Source organism: Corallococcus macrosporus DSM 14697, from assembly GCF_002305895.1.
In the GTDB taxonomy this organism is placed as follows: Bacteria; Myxococcota; Myxococcia; order Myxococcales; family Myxococcaceae; genus Myxococcus; species Myxococcus macrosporus.
On sequence record NZ_CP022203.1, the window covers coordinates 2,865,565 to 2,882,561 of the forward strand.

A 16,997-nucleotide genomic window follows, 5' to 3' on the forward strand; every position below is an offset into this window, starting at 1 on the left:
GCCCACCGTTTGGAGGGCAGGCGGGCGCGACATCGCACGAGAGCGCTATTCATGGCGGCGGAGGGCGTGGAGTAATCTGCCGCGCACTCGCACCGTGCCCCCCTCCGACTCCTCATCCTGGAACCGCCGCCTCTGGCCGGCGGCTGCCTTTCAGTTCGCGCTCATCGCAGGGGTGACGCAACTGAAGACGGCCTCCAACGCCCTGGTGCTGTCGCGTTTCGAGTCGCAGGCGCTGCCCTACCTGTACCTGCTGGGCGCGCTGATGACGGCGGCCATGACGGTGCTGCCGCGCTCCAAGCCGGGCTCGCCCTTCGAGTCGCCGGGGATGTTGACGGGCATGGGCGGCGTGGTGGCGCTGGTGCTGGCGGCGGCCCTGTCCGCCGGGCAGCGGATGCCCGCACTTGCGCTGTACCTGTTCGCGGACACCTTCTCCACGTTCGTGTCCTTCCGCTTCTGGGGCCGGATGGCGGCCGCCTTCGACGCGCGCGAGGCGCGGCGGGCCTTCACCGCGCTCAACAGCTTCGCCATGGGCGGAGGCATCGCCGGCGGCCTGCTGGTGCAGGTCCTGGCGGAGAAGCTGGGCACGCCGGCCATCGTGGTCAGCGGCGCCCTGGGCCTGCTCGTGGCCGGCGCCATCTTCCACCACCTGTACAAGGGGCTGCCGCCCACGCCGGCGCGCGGCCGCCCCGCGTCCTTCCTGGGGCTGCGCTACCTGGCGGAGAGCCCCTACGCCCAGGTGCTGGCGGCGCTGGGCATCGCGTTCGCCGTGCTGTCGTCCTTCGTGGACTACCTCTTCCGGCTGCGCCTGGAGGGCACGCTGAGCGAGGACGCGCTGACGGCGCTCTTCGGTTCGCTCCAGCTCTGGATTGGCCTGTTCTGCGTGGCCTTCCAACTCCTGGTGGCCCAGCGGCTGCTGAAGCGGCTGGGGCTCTTGCGCTACGTGGCCATGGTGCCCCTGGTGCTGGCGCCGCTGGCGGGCGCGGCGCTCGTCACGCCCAGCCTGTGGCCCGTGCACCTGCTGCGGCTGGTGGAGACGGCGGTGAGCTACTCCATCCTCCCGGTGGGCATCCAGTTGCTCTACGCCGCGGTGCCGGACGACCAGCGCGAGGGGCTTCGCGCCACGGTGGACGGGCTGCTGCGCAAGGGCGGCGTGGTGCTGGCCGGCCTGCTGCTCATCGGCGCCGGGCGCGCGGCCAACGGCGTCACCATGGCGGTGGCGGTGGTGGGCATGTGCGCCGCGCTGGGCCTGCTGCTGGTGCGGCTGAAGCCCGCGTACGTCGCCGCGCTGGGCGAGCAGGTGGGCGCCCCCGAGGAAGAGGACGTGGCGCTGGAGGGCGAGGAGGAGCAGCGGCTCCTGGCCGAGGCCCTGGCGGCTCCGTCACCCGAGCGGGTGCTGCGCGCGGTGGCGATGATGGAGCAGGCGGAGGTGCCGCTGCGGCCGCACCTGTCCGCGCTGCTGCGCCACCCGCACGAGCGCGTGCTGGAGCGCGGCGTCTCGCTGGCGCTGGCGCTGGAGGCGCACGAATTGGCGCCGGTGCTGGAGCGGCTGGTGGAGGAAGGCCCGCGCCGGCCCCGGGACCAGGCCGTCTGGGCCCTGGCGCGGCTGTCACCGGAGCGCGCCGAGCGCCTGCTGCCGGCGCTGCTCTCCCACCCGGACGTGGGGCTGCGCTGCGCGGCCATTGGCGCGCTGGTGAAGTCCACCGGGAGCGCGGTGGCGCTGGATGCGCTGCGGGCCATGCTGTCACGGGGGGAAGGCGCGCCGGTGGCCGAGCGCCGCGAGGTGGCGCGGCTGCTGGGGCGCATCCAGGACTCGCGCTTCGCCGAGCCGCTATCGCGCTACCTGGAGGACGCGGACGGCACCGTGCGGCACGTGGCGCTGGTGGCGGTGGGGAAGGGGGGCTACACGGAGCTGGCGCCCCGGCTGCTGCCGTTCCTCACCTGGCGCGAGGAGCGCAAGGCGGCGCGCGAGGCGCTGGTGGCGCTGGGCGACGCGGTGACGCCGCTGGTGGAGGAGCAGCTCAACAACCGGGTGGCGCCGCTGGCCATGCGGCTGCAGCTTCCCCGCGTGCTGCGCGGCATCGGGACGCCGGCGGCGCTGGACGCGCTGCTGTTCTCCAACGTGCGCGACGACGCGTCCCTGCACTTCCGGATTGGCGCGCAGATGTCCCGCCTGCGCGACGAACACCCCGAGCACCCCGTGGACGCGGAGCGCGTGCGCGAGGCCCTGGGGCGGCGGCGGGAGGTCTACCAGGGCCTGGTGGGCGCCTTCCGGGACTTGCGCGCGGCGCTGGGGGACGGCGCGCTGCTCACCCGCGCGGTGGGGGACCGGCTGGACCAGGCGCTGGAGCTGTCCTTCTTCCTCCTGGGGCTGCTCCACCCGTCCCACGTCATGCGCGGCATCCACTACAACCTGGTGGGGCCGGATCCTCGCCGGCGGGCGCTGGCGCTGGAGCTGTTGGAGAACCTGGTCGACGAAGAGGACCGGGAGCTGGTGATGGAGCAGGTGGAGGCGCACCACCGCGAGCTCCCGCCCGGCGCGCCCGGCCGGTTGTGGCGGCGGCTGGCGGCGCTGGTCCAGAGTGAGGACGGCGTGCTGCGCGCCTGTGCCCGCCACGTGGCGTGGGTGAACGGGCTGCACGTGCTGCCGCAGGAAGGTGACATGAGCGACAGGACAGTCCAGCGGATGTTCGCGCTGGAAGGCGTGAGCGTCTTCTCCCAGTGCGACGTGGATGACATCGCCGCCATCGCCGCGGTGGCGCGCGAGGCGTCCTTCCGCGCCGGGGAGCGCATCTACGCCCAGGGCGACCCGGGCGACGCGCTCTACGTCATCGTCGACGGGGCCGTGGATGCCTTCCACGACGGCGAGCACGTGCTGCGCTTCCAGGGCAAGCAGGCCTTCGGCGAGGTGAGCCTGCTCGACGGCGCGCCGCGCCCCACGGACATGGTGGCCGCCGTGGACACGCGGGTGCTCATCATTGACCGGCGCGACTTCCTGGACCTGCTCGCGGACCGGCCGGAGCTGCTGACGGGCTTCTTCCGCGCGGTGAGCCTGCAGCTCCAGGCGCTCATCGACCTGCCGGACTCGCGCGAGACGGGCGAGCGGCTGGAGCTGACGGCGCCGCTGGGGCCCCTGGCGCCGCCGCTGCCGGACGGGCCGGCGCCGGACGCGAACGACGACCGCTCGCGCGACGACTCCTGAGCGGCACGGGACGCCCCGCTGTCACCACACGTCGGCGGGGCGGGGGACCTCCGCCGCGGCGGGTGAGGCCTCTGCGCCCTTGGCGAGCGCCCGCTTGGCCGCGGCGACGTCGCCCGTCAGCAGGTGCGCCGAGGCCACGGGGATGAGGGGCCGGACGAAGAACTTCATCGGTGGGAAGGAGCCCAGGAAGCGGACCACCGACAGCCCCGCGAATACCCAGGGGTAGCGCTCCGCGCTGGCGACGGGCGCGAAGACCTCCTCCGTGCGCCGTCCCCACGACGCGCCATACCGCTGGAGCGCGCCCCAGCGCAGCCCGGGCACGCGCGTGGTGAGCGTCGTCCAGGCCCGCAGGAACCAGGGCGGCCGCGCGGGCCCGGTGGTGGGCTCCCAGGCCCGCGCGCTCTTGGCGGCGGTGAAGACCACGAACCACCAGGCGCTCCAGAGGGCGAACAGGGTCGTGAACACGGCGTGGGAGGCGCACATGAATGGGAGGGTGACCACCACCAGCGCGGGCACGCCCACCATGAGCAGCAGGAAGGCCCGCCAGCGCCGCTTCACCTTCTTGCGCAGCCACGGGACGTTGAGGCGCACGCGCGGCTGGACATCCTCCTCTTCCGGCTCCAGCCCCGTGAGCAGGCTGGCCTTGCGGGAGATGGCGTCGTGGTAGTCCCGCGACAGGGCGATGACCACCCACTGCGCCAGTTGCAGCGCCGCGAACAGCGCCGCCCAGAAGGCGAGGCTCCACACGGAGAAGCCATTCACCCGCCAGAAGTCGCGGCCTTCCCTGGGGGCCTTGGCGGCCCGAGTGTCTTCGCCGGCTTCGGCGTCCTCCTCCGAGGCGCCGGTGTGCTTGCCGGACGCGCCCGGGGACTCCTCGTCGTCCACCTCCACGGTGGCCTCCATCACCAGCGCGGCGATGGCGGCCGCCAGGGAGGTGCCTGAGTCCTTCCCCTGCGCCGCGGCCTCCACGTCCCGGATGCGCCGTGCCATCCGTTGCTCCGCGGTCTCCGGCTCGGCCAGGGCGCTCTCTGAGGACGCCTGGCGCTCAGGGGGCCGCGCCGCGTCCTCCGAAGGGGGCTCGTCCGCTGAGGGCGCGGTGTCCGCGTCCGCCGCGGCGTCAGTGGGCGGCTCGCCGGGCGCTGCCGCGGCCTCGGCGGCCCGCTTGCGCTCGGCAATTCGCGCGTCAATCTCCTGGAGGCGTTGGCGCGTCTGCGCCTCGACCTCCCTCACGCGCTGGGCGGTTTCGGCCTCCACCTTCTTCACGTGCCGGTCCGCGAGCGCCTCGGCGACCTTGCGAAGTTGCTTCGCCTGGGCCCTTGCCTCGGCCCGGGACTCCCGCCTGCTGGCGCTCTCCGCCGCCTCGGTTCCGGAAGTCATGCAACTCAGGGCCAATGCCAGAGCTGCAATGGATTGGAGAAACCCGACACGGATGTATTGTTTGCGCGCGACCGGGTCTGCCAGGAGCGCTCCGCCAATGTGGAACGGCAGGCTCAGGCCATGGAAGAACTGCCGCAGGCGGCCTTCAGGCGGTTTCCGGTTCTCTGGGGAGAAGTGACGCGCACCCGCACTCACCTCGTCCCAGAGCTCGTGCGCCCGTGCATCACCCCGTCCGGCAAACCCCTGCTCTGTGTGCTGGTGAACCTTGCCTTCGGGTGAGGCATCGCCGTGCTGCGTGTCGCTGTCCGCCACGTGTCTCAGCGTAGCACGAGCCGAGTTGTGCTAAAGGCGCTGCTGTGAGCACGAACCCTCTCCGTCCTCGTCCCTTCCGCCAGCCGCTGTCCGGTGTGCTGGTCCTCGCCCTCGGCGGCAGCGTTGCCGGTTGCGAGAAGAGCAATCCCACTCCTCCTCCGGCGGCCGCGCCGGAAGCCAAGGCCCCCGCTGTTCCCAGTGAAGTCACGCTGCTCGTGACGGGCGGCGCGTTCGGCCAGCTCCAGCCCGCGGAGGGCAAGGGCGGCGCGGCGGAGCTGCTCGGCCGCTGGGTGGCCGATGAGAAGCACTGTCCGGGTCCCGTGAGGGAAGGCCAGGCCACGTGCGCCGATGCCGGCACCCTGGCGCTCGCCACGGGTGACCACTGGAACGGCCCGGCCATCTCCTCCTTCTTCCTGGGCACGCCCACGGCCGAGGTCATGGGCCGCCTGGGTTACGCCGCCTCCGCCCTGGGCAACCACGAGCTGGCCTTCGGCAAGGAGGCCTTCCTCAAGAACCGCAGCGCGGGTGGCTTCCCGTTCCTCGCCGCCAACCTGAAGGTGAAGGACCCGTCGCTGGCGGGCGACCTGTCCATGCCGGCGTTCCAGCTCTTCGAGCGCCGCGGCCTCAAGATTGGCGTGGTGGGCCTGGCGTCCGAGAAGACGGTCCGCACCGCCATGCCCGGCCGCGCGGATGGCCTGGAGGTGACAGGGTACGAGGAGGCGCTCTCCACCGCCGTTCCCGAGGCCCGCAAGGCCGGCGCGGACGTGGTGGTGGTGCTCGCCGACGAGTGCGTCACCGACCTGCAGCCCGCCGTGGCGAAGCACCCCGAGTGGAAGCTGGCGCTGGTGGCCGGTGGCCGCTGCGCGCAGCCCGTCGAGCTGAAGGACGGCGCGACGAGCTTCGTGTCCCTGGACCGCGGCTTCGGCAAGTACCTGCGCGCGCACGTCACCTTCGACCCGGCGAAGCCCGCGGGTGAGAAGCTGACCGGCTTGGACACCCGGATCGTCGAGGTGTCGGGCGGCACGCCGGACCCGGAGACGGCGCAGCTCGTGGGCAAGTGGAAGACGCAGCTCGACGAGGTGCTGGGCCAGCAGATCGGCTTCTCCAAGGCCGGCATCGCGCAGGCGTCGCCGCAGATGGCGAAGTGGGTGGCGGGCTCGGTGCGCGAGGTGCTCGGCACGGACGCGGCCATCCTCAACAGCGGCGGCATCCGGGGCGACCTGCCCGCCGGCGCGGTGACGCGCGGCAGCATCTACTCGGTGATGCCCTTCGAGAACACGCTCCTCGTGGTGAAGCTGAAGGGCGAGGACCTGGCCCGGCAGCTCGCCAACCCGAACGCGCTCGTCTCCGGCTTCACGGCCGCGGGCAAGGGCAAGTTCAAGGACGCCAAGGGCAAGGCCCTGGACCCGAAGAAGGAGTACACGGTCGCCACGGTGGAGTACCTCTACTTCGGCGGTGACGGCTTCGAGTTCGAGAAGCTGGCCCCCGAGCCCACCGAGACGGGCATGGCGTGGCAGACGCCGGTGGTGGAGTGGACGAAGCAGCAGGCGAGCAGCGACAAGAAGCCGCTCGAGAAGCTGGTGAAGTAGTCCGCGCCGGCCCGCTGTCGCGGCAGGCCCGAAGCGCCGGAGGAGCCCCACCCGGGCCCTTCCGGCGCTTCGCCGTTTCAGCCGGAGCGGAGGCGCGCGGGCCTCACCTCACGGTGTCTCTGGGGCGGGCGCCGCGGTGGGGCCGCACACGGCCTGATAGCGGGCCAGCGTGTCGTGCACCGTCCTGCTCAGCCGCTGCGGCGTGCCTTCGTGGAGCATGTCCGCGGCGCGCCGCTGGGCCTCCAGCGCCTCCGGGCAGCGGCCGAGCTGGAAGAGCACGGTGGACCAGGTGTCCAGCACCGACGCGTTCCCCGGCGCCAGCGCCAGGGCCCGTTGCGCCGCCGTCAGGCCCTTCTCCGGTTGGGCCGTGCGCGCGTAGTAGCTGGCGAGCCCGTTCTGCGCGCTCACGCTGCCGGGCAGCAGCTCCACCGCGCGCAGCCGCGCGGCCTCCTGCTCATCGGACGTGTTGCCCGCGGCGTCCAGCGCCTGCGCCAGGGCGTTCCACGCGTGTCCGCTGTCGGGGTGGCGTGCCACCAGCGCCCGCGCCAGGCCGAGCCTGCGGAAGGGGTCCTCCGTGGAGCGGATGCGCAGCAGCATGGCGTCCACGTTGCCGGGCTCCTCGTGCGCGGCCTCCGCCATCTCCCGCTCGAGGTGGGCCCGCCGCGCTTCCATGGGGGACGAGCCCGGCGTCATCAGGAAGAGCTGCGCGCGGATGGCGTGGACCTGGGCCGGGCGCAGCGGGCGCGTCCGCAGCGGGCTCGTCACGGGGGCCAGCGGCGCGGTGATGATGCGGTCGTTCATGTGGCCGGGGCGCCGCACGTAGCCGTTCAGCTCGCCCGCCAGGTCCTCCACGCCACGGAAGGCGGCGTCGAAGGCGGCCCGTGGCTCCTCGCCGTGCATCAGCCGCTTCTGGAAGTCCTCGAAGCGCGCGCCATGCCGGGTGATGAAGAAGTGCACCCACAGCCACGAGGAGGCGTAGTGCTGCCGCGACTCCGCGGTGCCGAGCAGCCCTTTCCGGTCCCACTCCCAGAGCTCGTCCAGCGTGCGCCAGCCGTGCCGCCGCACCTGGGTGTAGAAGGCGTCGTGCATGCGCCCCAGGATGACCTCGCGCCGCTCCGGCCGCAGGGCGATGGTCTCCAGGTAGCTGGCCAGGCCCTCGGACAGCCACCGCGGCTGACGGAAGAGCGCGAGCTCGGAGAGGTAGTGCGTCAGCTCGTGGGCCTGGGTGGTGATGTCCGCGGTGGCCTCGACGAAGGCGTAGGCGTGCCCGGCCAGCACCAGGAGCGGGCCGTCCTCGGTGGTGGTGGAGAAGCCCTCGATGCGGATGTCGGTGAACTCCTCCAGGGCGCTGCGGTTGTGGAGGAGGATGATGTCCACCGTGCCCGGCGGGTCGAAGCTGCCGCCCCAGGCCTGGAGCAGTCCTTCGCGGAGCAGCTCCAGCTCCCGCGCCGCGTCCTCCGCCGTCTCCGCGTCCAGGTTGCTGCGGACGGTGAAGTGGGGGCTGCGCACCTCCACCCAGGGGCGGCCGCCCTCCAGGGGGCACCGCGCGCGCATTCCAGTGCATCCCGACAGCAGGGCGGCCAGCCAACCCAGGAACGCCATCCGAAACGTCATGGGCCTGCGTTTTCCCACAAAGCACCGTCGGAGGGCAGGGTGGCCCGCCGCGTCACTGGGCTAGAGTGCGGGTCCATGGAGATGGCGGAGTTCATCGAGTCCCGCAGGCCGCGCTGGGAGCAACTGGAGTCCCTGTTGGACAGGTCCGAGTCGCGGGGCCTGCGCGCGCTGAGCCTGGAGGATGCCCGGACGCTGGGCCGGCTGTACCGCGCCGTCTCCAGTGACCTGCTCTGGGTGCGCGCGCGCAGCGGCTCGGCGGACGTGAATGCCTACCTCAACGATTTGGTGGGCCGGGCCTATGCGCTGACGTACCCGGGCCGGCGCCCGCGCCTGGCGGACGTGTGGGGCTTCGTGGCGCGCGGCTTCCCCGCGCTGCTGCGCCGCGAGTGGCGGATGTACGTGGCGTCGCTGCTCCTGCTGCTGGCGGGCGTGGGGTTCGGCTACGTGGGGATGATGGTGGACCCCGACGCGGCGTACTACCTGGTCCCCGCCGAGCACCTGAACCTGGACCCCATCGAGCGCGCGGCGGACGAGGCCGCGGGCGACGGGATGACGGTGGGAGACCAGGCCCAGTTCACCACCTTCCTCTTCACCCACAACATCCAGGTGGCCTTCCTGGCCTTCGCCCTGGGCATCACCCTGGGCCTGGGCACGGCCCTCATGCTCTTCGTCAACGGCCTGTTCCTGGGCGCGCTCGCGCAAGTGTATGCGGCCAAGGGCATGGCGGGCTGGTTCTGGGCGTGGATTCTTCCGCACGGCATTCCTGAAATCACCGCCATCTGCATCGCGGGCGCCGCGGGGCTGGTGATTGCGCGAGGCCTGGTGGCCCCGCGAGGACTGCCACGCGGGCAGGCGGTGCGGCAGGAGGCGGTGACGGCGGTGAAGCTGCTGTTCGGCACGCTCGCCCTGTTCGTGCTCGCGGGCTTCATCGAGGGCACGGTGTCCCAGATTCATCCGCCGAAGCTGTCGGTGGCGTTCAAGGTGTCCTTCGCGCTGACGGTGGGCGCGGGCGTGTACGCGTACCTGTTGTCGGACTGGCTGCGCGGCGGACGCGCGGCGCCGGGCGGCGCCGAAGAGCCCTCCCATGGATGAGCGGCTGTGGCTGCCTCCGCTGCCGAGCGAGCCGGAGGTCCTCATCGAGTGCCCGCGCTTCTCCTTCGTGAAGCGCCGCGCGGACGGGGCGGTGGACTTCGTGTCGCCGCTGCCGTGCCCGTACAACTACGGCAGCATCCCGGGCCTCACGTCGGATGAAGGCGACCCGCTGGACGCCGTCGTGCTGGGGCCCCGGCTGGCGCAGGGCCAGCGGCTGCGCGTGCCGGTGGTGGGCGTCATCGGCTTCATCGACTCGGGGCGGGGAGACCCGAAGGTGGTGTGCGCCGCCGCGCCCCTGACGGACGCCGAGCGCGCGGGCCTGGAGCGCTTCTTCCGCGTCTACGCCCGCTTCAAGCAGGTGCTGCACCGCGTGCGAGGCAACGCCCCGGACACGCGCTTCACGGGGTGGCTGCCGCTGGGGGACGCAGGCGGCCTTCGGGCTACAGCACGCCGCGCGCCTTGATGTCCAGGTAGCGGTTGACGGCCGCCAGGCTCAGCTCGTCCGGCTGCACGTCGAGCATCTGCACGCCGCCCTGGCTCACCCGGGCCTTGAGCACCTCGCGGTCGGTGAGCAACTCGGACGCCACCGCGTGCTGGAAGGCCTCCTCCGGGCCGGGCGGCGGCGTGCGCAGCAGCTTCTGGAGCGCGGTGTCCTTCACCGACAGGCACAGGGGGACGTGCCGCCGCGCCAGCCGGTGCAGCGGGGCCACCATGGTGGAGGCCTGCTCTTCATCCAGGAAGTCGGTGAAGACGCACAGCAGGCTGCGGCGGGTGAGGCGGAGGTTCAGCTCCTTGAAGAGCGCCAGGTAGTCCACGTACGTGAGGCTGGGCGCGGTGCCGTAGAGCAGGTCCACCATCTTCCGGTACTGCACGCGGCCGGCGGCGGGCGGCAGGTAGGCCTTCACGCCATCCGCGAAGACGGCCAGCCCCACGCGGTCCCCGTTGCGCACGGCCACGAAGGCCAGGAAGAGGGCCGCGTTCACCGCGTGGTCCAGCTTGGTGAGCCCGTCCACCTGCGCGGCCATGGAGCGGCCCGCGTCCACGCAGATGAGGATGGACTGCGAGCGCTCCGACTCCAGCACGCGCGTCACCGGGCGCCCGCGCCGCGCGGTGGCCTTCCAGTCCACGTCCCGCACGCTGTCGCCCTGGGCGTAGTCGCGCAGGCGGGCGAACTCGCTGCCACGCCCGTCGCGCCGGAGCTGCCGCAGGCCCAGGTTCACCAGGTCCAGGGCCGCGCCGGACAGCAGCAGCCGGCTGGCGCCGCGCATGTCCGGGTACACGGCGATGTCCTGCGCCGCGGGAAACGTGCGCTCGTGGGACATCAGCCCCAGGGGGCCGCGCACGCGGACGTGGACGTCGCCGAAGTGGAAGCGGCCGCGCTTCGCGGGCGTCACCCGGTACACCCAGCGCGACTCGCTCTGGGGGGGCAGCTCCAGCGGCGCCTCGTCCGGCGTGGCGGCGAAGCCGTCCGGCACGTCGTCCCGGACGCGCGCGTGGATGGCGCCGCCGCTCCGGTGAATCAGCCGCACCACCACCTTGTTGGCCACGCCCACGTTAAGCCGCGCGGGCAGCACCCGGTGGACCTCCAGCCGGGCCCGCCGCGCGGTGAGGACATCCAGCACCGCCAGCGCCAGCACCAGCGCGTCCAGCGCGAGCACGGCGCCGCCGATGCCGGGGCTGAACCCCGCCAGCATCATGGGCAGCGCGAGCAGCGCCAGCAGCACCCAGAGGCGCGGGGTGGGAATCACCGGGGGACCTCGACGCCGCGCACCACCTCGCGCAGCACGTCCGACGGCGTGGCCCCGTCCAGCTCCGCGTCCGGCGACAGCAGCAGGCGGTGCTTCAGCACGGGGCCGGCCAGGAAGCGCACGTCATCCGGGGTGACGAAGCCGCGCCCGCGCAGCGCCGCCAGGGCCTTGGCCGCCAGCAGCAGGTGCACGCCCGCGCGAGGCCCGGCGCCCAGGCGGATGCGGCTGGAGTTGCGCGTGGCCGCCACCAGCTTGCGGACGTAGGCCAGCACGGGCGGCTCCACCGTCACCTCGTTGAGCGCGGCGCGCGCGTCCAGCAGCCCCTCCTTCGTCACCGCCGCGTTGACGCCCGCGCGCTGCAGGTCTCCAGCGTCGAAGCCGCGGTGGACGGAGGCCAGGATCGCGTCCTCCTCCTCCGGCGCGGGGTAGCCCACCTCGATTTTCAGCAGGAAGCGGTCGAGCTGCGCCTCGGGCAGCGGATAGGTGCCCTCCGACTCCACGGGGTTCTGCGTGGCGAACACGGTGAAGAGCGGGGAGAGCGGCAGCACGCGGCCCTCCATGGACACGGAGCGCTCCTGCATGGCCTCCAGCAGCGCGGACTGCGTCTTCGCCGGGGCGCGGTTGATTTCGTCCGCCAGCAGCAGGTCCGTGAAGATGGGGCCACGCACCAGCGTGAAGCCCTGCGTCTTCAAGTCGAACACGCTGGTGCCCAGGATGTCCGCGGGCATCAGGTCCGGGGTGAACTGGATGCGCTTGAACTCCGCGCTGATGCCGCGCGACAGGGCCTTGGCCATCAGCGTCTTGGCCACGCCGGGCACGCCCTCCAGCAGGATGTGGCCGCCGGCGATGAGGCCGCAGAGCATCAGCTCCAGGGCCTCGTCCTGGCCCACCACGGCCTTGCGCACCTCGGCCAGCACGGCCTCGCGGATGGCGTGGGCGGCCCGCACGGCGGCGCCAGCCGGGGTGGAGGGAGGGGCGGACAGGGTGTCGTTCATGGCGTTCCGGGAGGGCTGTGCCGGGCGGCGCCGGCGGAATGAAGGCGTTGTCGCAGCCGCGCCGCGCGCTCGGCGAGCTGCTGGAGGTCCGCGTCGCGGGCCACGGACTGGCTCTCCGCGCCGAGCAGCTCGAGCCCCCGGGCCAGGTCCTCGCGGCCCCGCTCGCGCAAGCCCTCGGCGACCTTGGTCGCGGACGCGTGCGCGGGCAGGCCCGCGTGCAGGGCCAGGTCCTGGGTGAGGCCGCGGAGGATGAGCTGGGCGGAGAAGCCGTGGTGGCGGCCCTCGCGGTAGAGGCGGCCCATGGCGAAGAGCGCGTCGGTGGCCCCCACGCGCGTGGACTCGGGCGGGGGACGCGGCCGGCCAAAACGCTTGAGCGACACCGACCACAGCGCCACGCCGAGCAGGAGCTGCAGCACGGCGAAGTGCAGGCCGTAGCGGCGCGCGAAGTCCACCACGGAGCGCTCGTTGGTGAAGCCGTGGTGGAACTCGTCGAACGCGAAGGGGCCGGGGCCCAGCGCGGCCAGGGCGCTGAGCCAGAACTGCGCGTTGTCCGCGCGCGCCAGCGCCTGGTTCATGGCCAGCTCCGGCGCGCCCACCACCAGCACGCGGCCCTGCCCGTGGGGCACCACCGCCGCCACGAACATGCCCAGCCGCTCGTCCTCCAGGACGGGGACGGCGTGCTCCGGGAGCTCCAGGTAGGCCTGCACCTTCGCCTCCACGCGGGCCACGCCCAGCGTGTACGGGGTGGGCTGGGGCGGCACCAGCGTGCGCATGGGCAGGGTGGTGTCCGCCTTGAAGAGCTTCACCCCCAGGGCCTGCAGCACCGGGTTCTCCTGGGAGCCCCATGGCACGTAGACGGCGGCGCCGCCCTCGCGCACGTGTTCCAGCAGCTTCTCCGTCTCGTCGTCGTCCAATGAGGCCGCGCGGAACGCGTTGAAGCCGGTGCGGGGGACGTGCTCGTCGCCCAGGCCCGCGTCGGGCTCGGCGGCCAGGGCCGTCTGGTCCGGGTCGGCCTCATATGCGCCGGACACCTCCACCGCCAGCAGCACCGGCGTCCCGGCATCCGACAGGATGCGCATATCCGCCATGCGGCGCGTCACCGGCAGCCCGCTCTCCTGGGCCAGCAGGTAGAGGGCGCGCGCGCCGTCCTCCTGCGCGCGGTAGGTGGACAGCGTGTCCGCGAACGAATTGCGGCGCGCGCCGCGGACGAGGAAGGTGCCCAGCACCACGGTGAGCAGCAGGGCGCCCACCGCCAGCAATGGGAAGCGGTCACGCACCGGCCACCTCCGGGCGCGGCGGCGCGGCGAGCAGGGGCTCGGTGAGGGTGCGGAACGCGCGGTAGCCGTCCACGCCCACCGGCTCGTTGCCGTACCAGGCGAAGTCGAAGCGGCGCGTCAGCTCGCGGAACGGGGCCTTCCATTCCGCGCGGCCCCGGAACTGGTGCAGGTAGTCCCAGTTGCTCAGCGTCTCGTCGTAGAGGATGGCGCCGTCGCGGTGGAGCCGGGACAGCAGCGCCAGGTAGAGGCTGCGCACCGCCTCGCGGTAGGCGCCCCGGGCCGCCAGCTCATCCGCCAGGTGGGCCCAGCCCTCGGGAGGGCGGGACAGCGCGTGGTGGGCGTCCCCCGCCAGCGTGGACGCGTCCACCGTGGACACCTGCACGCCTTCGTCCCCTTCGCCGGGCTTGCGCCGGTTCAGCGCGCGCAGCAGCACCACGCCCAGCACCGCGAGGGTCAGCGTCACCAGCACCACCACCAGCACGTTGGCCGCGCTGGCGCCGGTGACGAGCGGCGTTCCCGGCTCCTGCCGCGGCGCCTCGCGCGCCGGCTCGAAGAGCTTCTTGAGCAGCTCGCCCAGCCAGTCGATGAAGCGCCGCCACCAGCCTGGGGACTCCGGGGGCACGGGCGCCTCGGGCGTCTCCTTCTCCGCCTTGGGCGCGGCCTGCGCGAACTCGGGCCGGGCCAGGATGTCCTTCGCCCGCGCGGCGGCGGCGCGGGCGTCCGCCTTCGCCTGGGCGTCCACGGTGGCCCCCAGGGTGGCGAGCCCCCGCAGCAGCACGGCGCGGGCCTCGTCACAATCCTCGACGTCGTAGGCCAGCCGCTCCACGCGGCGCACGAAGCGGTCCAGCTTCACGGCCTCCTGGGGGCCCAGGGCGTCCAGGGGCGCGTACAGCTCCGCCGCGTCCTCGGGCGTGGCGGCCTCGCACGCCGCGGCGACTTCCGTCAGCCGCTGGCGCGCCTCGCTGGGCGCCAGCGGCTCCGCGGCCTCGGCGGCCCGGGCCGGGGTCGCCGCCAGCAGGCCCAGGCCCAGCGCCACGGCCAGCACGGCCGCGTCGCGTGACGCGCCCGGGGACGGCAGGGGGCGCCCCACGTTCCGGGCCGGGAGCTGCTGGACGCTGGCCAGCAGATCCAACCCCTCCTGGCGCACGCGGCCGTCCACCAGCAGCAGCGTGGCCACCGCGGCGCGCACCGGCTCGAAGAGGGCGAACGTCGTCGCGGCGAGGAAGAGCAGCCACTGCCCGTTGTCCAGCGAGGCGAAGCGCTCCGCGAACGTCAGGTCCACGCCCACCAGCTTGCGGCCCAGCATCAGCAGGAAGTTGAGGGCGATGTGCAGGTTGAAGAAGGCCAGCACCTGCACGCCCATGAGGGCGCGGACCCACACCGCGGTGCCGCGCGCCGGGCCCAGCAGCCGCGAGCAGACGCCGTAGAGGTTCAGCGGACTGCCGCGCCCCTGCATCATCGCCGCGTAGCCCACCCCGTGGGCGGACAGCAGCAGGTAGCCGAGCCCGCCCGTCACCAGCACCAGCAGGGTGTTGAGGCCCAGCAGGTACGTCACGGCGATGAAGAGCGCGGGCATCCGGCCCAGCGCCGCGCGCAGCGAGGCCCACGCGGACGGCTCGCCCTGGGTGCCCAGCAGCAGCGCCTGCACGTAGTGGCTGGCCGCGCCCTGGCCCACGCCCCGGAGGAACCACGCCAGCGTCAGCAGCAGCGAGGGCACCGCGAGCGGCCAGCCCATGCGCGCCGACTCCGCCAGGTACAGCATGGCGGCCACCACGGCCGCGCCGCCGGGCAGGGTGAGGGCCCAGACGCCCGCGCTGCGGGAGGACAGCCGGAGCGCGGCGTCCAGCAGGGCCACCGCGTTGCGCGGGCGGAGCTCGAGCGCGGAGACGGCCATGGGCTAGCTCGCCGCCACCTGGGCCACCAGGAGGATGCCCCCCCAGACGAGCGCCATGCCCACGAGCGCCAGCGCCACGTTGCCCGCGGACCACTCGCGGCGCTCGCCCGGGCCCTCCAGCGCCTTGAGGCGCTGGGCCAGGCAGCTCGCGCAGCGGTTGATGCCCTCGAACTGCGTGGTGCATTCCCGGCAGATGACGCGCCGGCACTCCACGCAGACGCCGAGGCCGGCGCGCTCCGGGTGGTAGTGGCAGCGGCCCGAGCCCTGAATCATGCCGCCACCTTAACGCACACCCGGGCCCGCCGTACCACTCCCGAAAGCGGGACTAGAGCTCGTCGAGGAACTCGTCGTTGTAGGTGTAGCGCGACAGCCGCTTCACGAGCGCCTCCATGGCCTCCACCGGCTTCACGGAGAAGAGCATCTGCCGCAGCTTCTTCACCTTCTCGTACTCGCGCAGGGTGAAGAGCTTCTCCTCCTTGCGGGTGCCGGACTGGGCGATGTTGACGGCCGGGAAGACGCGCTTCTCCGCCAGGAGGCGGTCCAGGGTGACTTCGGAGTTACCCGTGCCCTTGAACTCCTCGAAGATGACCTCGTCCATGCGGCTGCCGGTGTCGATGAGCGCCGTGCCGATGATGGTCAGCGAGCCGGCCTCCTCCGTCGCGCGGGCGGCGCCGAAGATGCGCTTGGGGCGCTCCAGGGCGCGGCTGTCCACGCCGCCGGACATGGTGCGGCCGGAGTTGTCCACCTCCTTGTTGAAGGCGCGGGCCAGACGCGTAATCGAGTCCAGGAGGATGACCACGTCCTTGCCGGACTCCACCAGCCGGCGCGCGCGCTCCAGGGCCAGCTCCGCCACCTTGAGGTGGTCCGCGGTGGGGCGGTCGGAGCTGGAGGCCAGCACCTCCGCCTTGATGCTCCGCCGCATGTCCGTCACTTCCTCCGGCCGCTCGTCGATGAGCACCACCATGACGTGGCACTCCGGGTGGTTGGAGAGGATGGCCTGGGCGATGCGCTGGAGCATGATGGTCTTGCCCGTCTTCGGCGGGGCGACGATGAGCGCGCGCTGCCCCTTGCCAATGGGCGAGATGAGGTCCAGCACCCGGGTCACCATCTCCTTGTGCCCGTTCTCCAGCTTGAGCCGCTCGGTGGGGTCCACCGACGTCAGGTCCGCGAAGTGCGGCAGCCGCGGCGCGCCCTCCAGGGGCCGGCCGTCCACCGTGTCCACCTTCTGGATGACGCCCTTGTGGCCCCGCATCTGCGCGAAGGCGGTGACGTACTGGCCCTGCCGCAGCCGCAGCTTCTGGACCAGATTCTTCGGCAGCTCCGGGTCGTCCGGCGCCGCCAGCAGGTTGCGCTTGAGCTGACGCAGGAAGGCGTTGGGGCCCTTGACCTCCGTGTCCAGCACGCCCTCCACCGGCGACAGGTTCGCCTGCTGCGAGGCCTGGTGGCCGCCGCCGTGTTGCCCGTGGCGCCGGTGCTCCTGCTGGCCGCCGTGCGCGGGCTGCTGCTGTGGCTGTTGCTGCGCCTGTTGCTGTTGCTGCTGGGCCTGCCGCTGCCGGTACTGCTCCAGCTCCTGCGGCGTCAGGAAGACCTGGACCTGCTGGCCGTCCGGCCCCGGCTGCATGCGGTAGGCCTGGCCGTCCGGGGTGAAGTGGACCTGCGCGCCACGACGGCGGCGGCGGCGGCGGCGGCGGCGGCCCCCCGCCTGTCCAGGCTGCCCGGGGGCGCCACCTTGCGCGCCAGCCGCGCCGGAATCGCCGTCATCAGGCCCCTCATCGTCACCCTCGTCGCCCCCGTCATCGTCCGGCTCGGGCGGCGCGACGGCGCGGGCGGCGGGAACAGGGGGGGCATCACGTGGGTCGCGGTTATCGGGGTTTTCGCTCATGTGGGTTCCAGACTGTGT

Annotated in this window: 13 protein-coding genes; 5 read left to right on the forward strand and 8 right to left on the reverse strand. The window is 73.0% G+C overall.

What is annotated here, in order from left to right:
* The first annotated feature begins 94 nt into the window (after positions 1 to 94).
* Positions 95 to 3,199, forward strand: coding sequence for a cyclic nucleotide-binding domain-containing protein (locus tag MYMAC_RS12215; RefSeq protein ID WP_013939046.1), 3,105 nt, complete (start codon positions 95 to 97; stop codon positions 3,197 to 3,199).
* Positions 3,200 to 3,220: 21 nt separating this feature from the next.
* Here MYMAC_RS12215 and MYMAC_RS12220 read toward each other — a convergent pair whose 3' ends face one another.
* Positions 3,221 to 4,576, reverse strand: a complete 1,356-nt coding sequence (locus MYMAC_RS12220; protein ID WP_239989501.1) for a hypothetical protein — start codon at positions 4,574 to 4,576, stop codon at positions 3,221 to 3,223.
* A gap of 33 nt (positions 4,577 to 4,609) precedes the next feature.
* Between MYMAC_RS12220 and MYMAC_RS37795 the strand changes: the two genes are divergently transcribed.
* Positions 4,610 to 4,855: a hypothetical protein gene (locus tag MYMAC_RS37795; RefSeq protein ID WP_239989502.1), complete on the forward strand. Its 246-nt coding sequence runs from the start codon at positions 4,610 to 4,612 to the stop codon at positions 4,853 to 4,855.
* A 77-nt stretch (positions 4,856 to 4,932) separates the two neighbouring features.
* Complete coding sequence (locus MYMAC_RS12225; protein WP_043710767.1) at positions 4,933 to 6,477, forward strand: bifunctional metallophosphatase/5'-nucleotidase; 1,545 nt, start codon at positions 4,933 to 4,935, stop codon at positions 6,475 to 6,477.
* 108 nt (positions 6,478 to 6,585) lie between these two features.
* Here MYMAC_RS12225 and MYMAC_RS12230 read toward each other — a convergent pair whose 3' ends face one another.
* A complete protein-coding gene (locus MYMAC_RS12230) occupies positions 6,586 to 8,079 on the reverse strand; it encodes a DUF1570 domain-containing protein (RefSeq protein ID WP_095958217.1) in 1,494 nt (497 codons plus the stop codon).
* Positions 8,080 to 8,166: 87 nt separating this feature from the next.
* On the opposite strand from MYMAC_RS12230, the gene MYMAC_RS12235 reads away from it, so the two are divergent.
* The gene (locus MYMAC_RS12235) at positions 8,167 to 9,183 is read left to right on the forward strand and encodes a stage II sporulation protein M (protein ID WP_095958218.1); all 1,017 of its coding nucleotides are present in this window, start codon (positions 8,167 to 8,169) and stop codon (positions 9,181 to 9,183) included.
* Entirely contained in the window at positions 9,176 to 9,646 is a 471-nt protein-coding gene (locus MYMAC_RS12240; protein ID WP_095958219.1) for an inorganic diphosphatase, read from the forward strand. The genes MYMAC_RS12235 and MYMAC_RS12240 overlap by 8 nt, the downstream gene beginning before the upstream one ends.
* On the opposite strand, the gene MYMAC_RS12245 is transcribed toward MYMAC_RS12240, so the two are convergent.
* From MYMAC_RS12245 to rho, 6 genes are read right to left on the reverse strand one after another with little or no spacing between them, the layout of a single operon-like run.
* Positions 9,624 to 10,931, reverse strand: coding sequence for a DUF58 domain-containing protein (locus tag MYMAC_RS12245; protein WP_095958220.1), 1,308 nt, complete (start codon positions 10,929 to 10,931; stop codon positions 9,624 to 9,626). The two genes, MYMAC_RS12240 and MYMAC_RS12245, sit on opposite strands and share 23 nt — an antisense overlap.
* The gene (locus tag MYMAC_RS12250) at positions 10,928 to 11,926 is read right to left on the reverse strand and encodes an AAA family ATPase (RefSeq protein ID WP_013939055.1); all 999 of its coding nucleotides are present in this window, start codon (positions 11,924 to 11,926) and stop codon (positions 10,928 to 10,930) included. Before MYMAC_RS12250 ends, MYMAC_RS12245 begins: the two co-directional genes overlap by 4 nt.
* A complete protein-coding gene (locus tag MYMAC_RS12255; protein WP_095958221.1) occupies positions 11,923 to 13,203 on the reverse strand; it encodes a DUF4350 domain-containing protein in 1,281 nt (426 codons plus the stop codon). Before MYMAC_RS12255 ends, MYMAC_RS12250 begins: the two co-directional genes overlap by 4 nt.
* A complete protein-coding gene (locus tag MYMAC_RS12260; protein ID WP_095958222.1) occupies positions 13,196 to 15,097 on the reverse strand; it encodes a DUF4129 domain-containing protein in 1,902 nt (633 codons plus the stop codon). The genes MYMAC_RS12255 and MYMAC_RS12260 overlap by 8 nt, the downstream gene beginning before the upstream one ends.
* A 3-nt stretch (positions 15,098 to 15,100) precedes the next feature.
* Complete coding sequence (locus tag MYMAC_RS12265; protein ID WP_013939058.1) at positions 15,101 to 15,370, reverse strand: hypothetical protein; 270 nt, start codon at positions 15,368 to 15,370, stop codon at positions 15,101 to 15,103.
* Between the two features lie 52 nt (positions 15,371 to 15,422).
* The gene (gene rho / locus MYMAC_RS12270; protein ID WP_082207175.1) at positions 15,423 to 16,979 is read right to left on the reverse strand and encodes a transcription termination factor Rho; all 1,557 of its coding nucleotides are present in this window, start codon (positions 16,977 to 16,979) and stop codon (positions 15,423 to 15,425) included.
* Between the last annotated feature and the right edge of the window lie 18 nt (positions 16,980 to 16,997).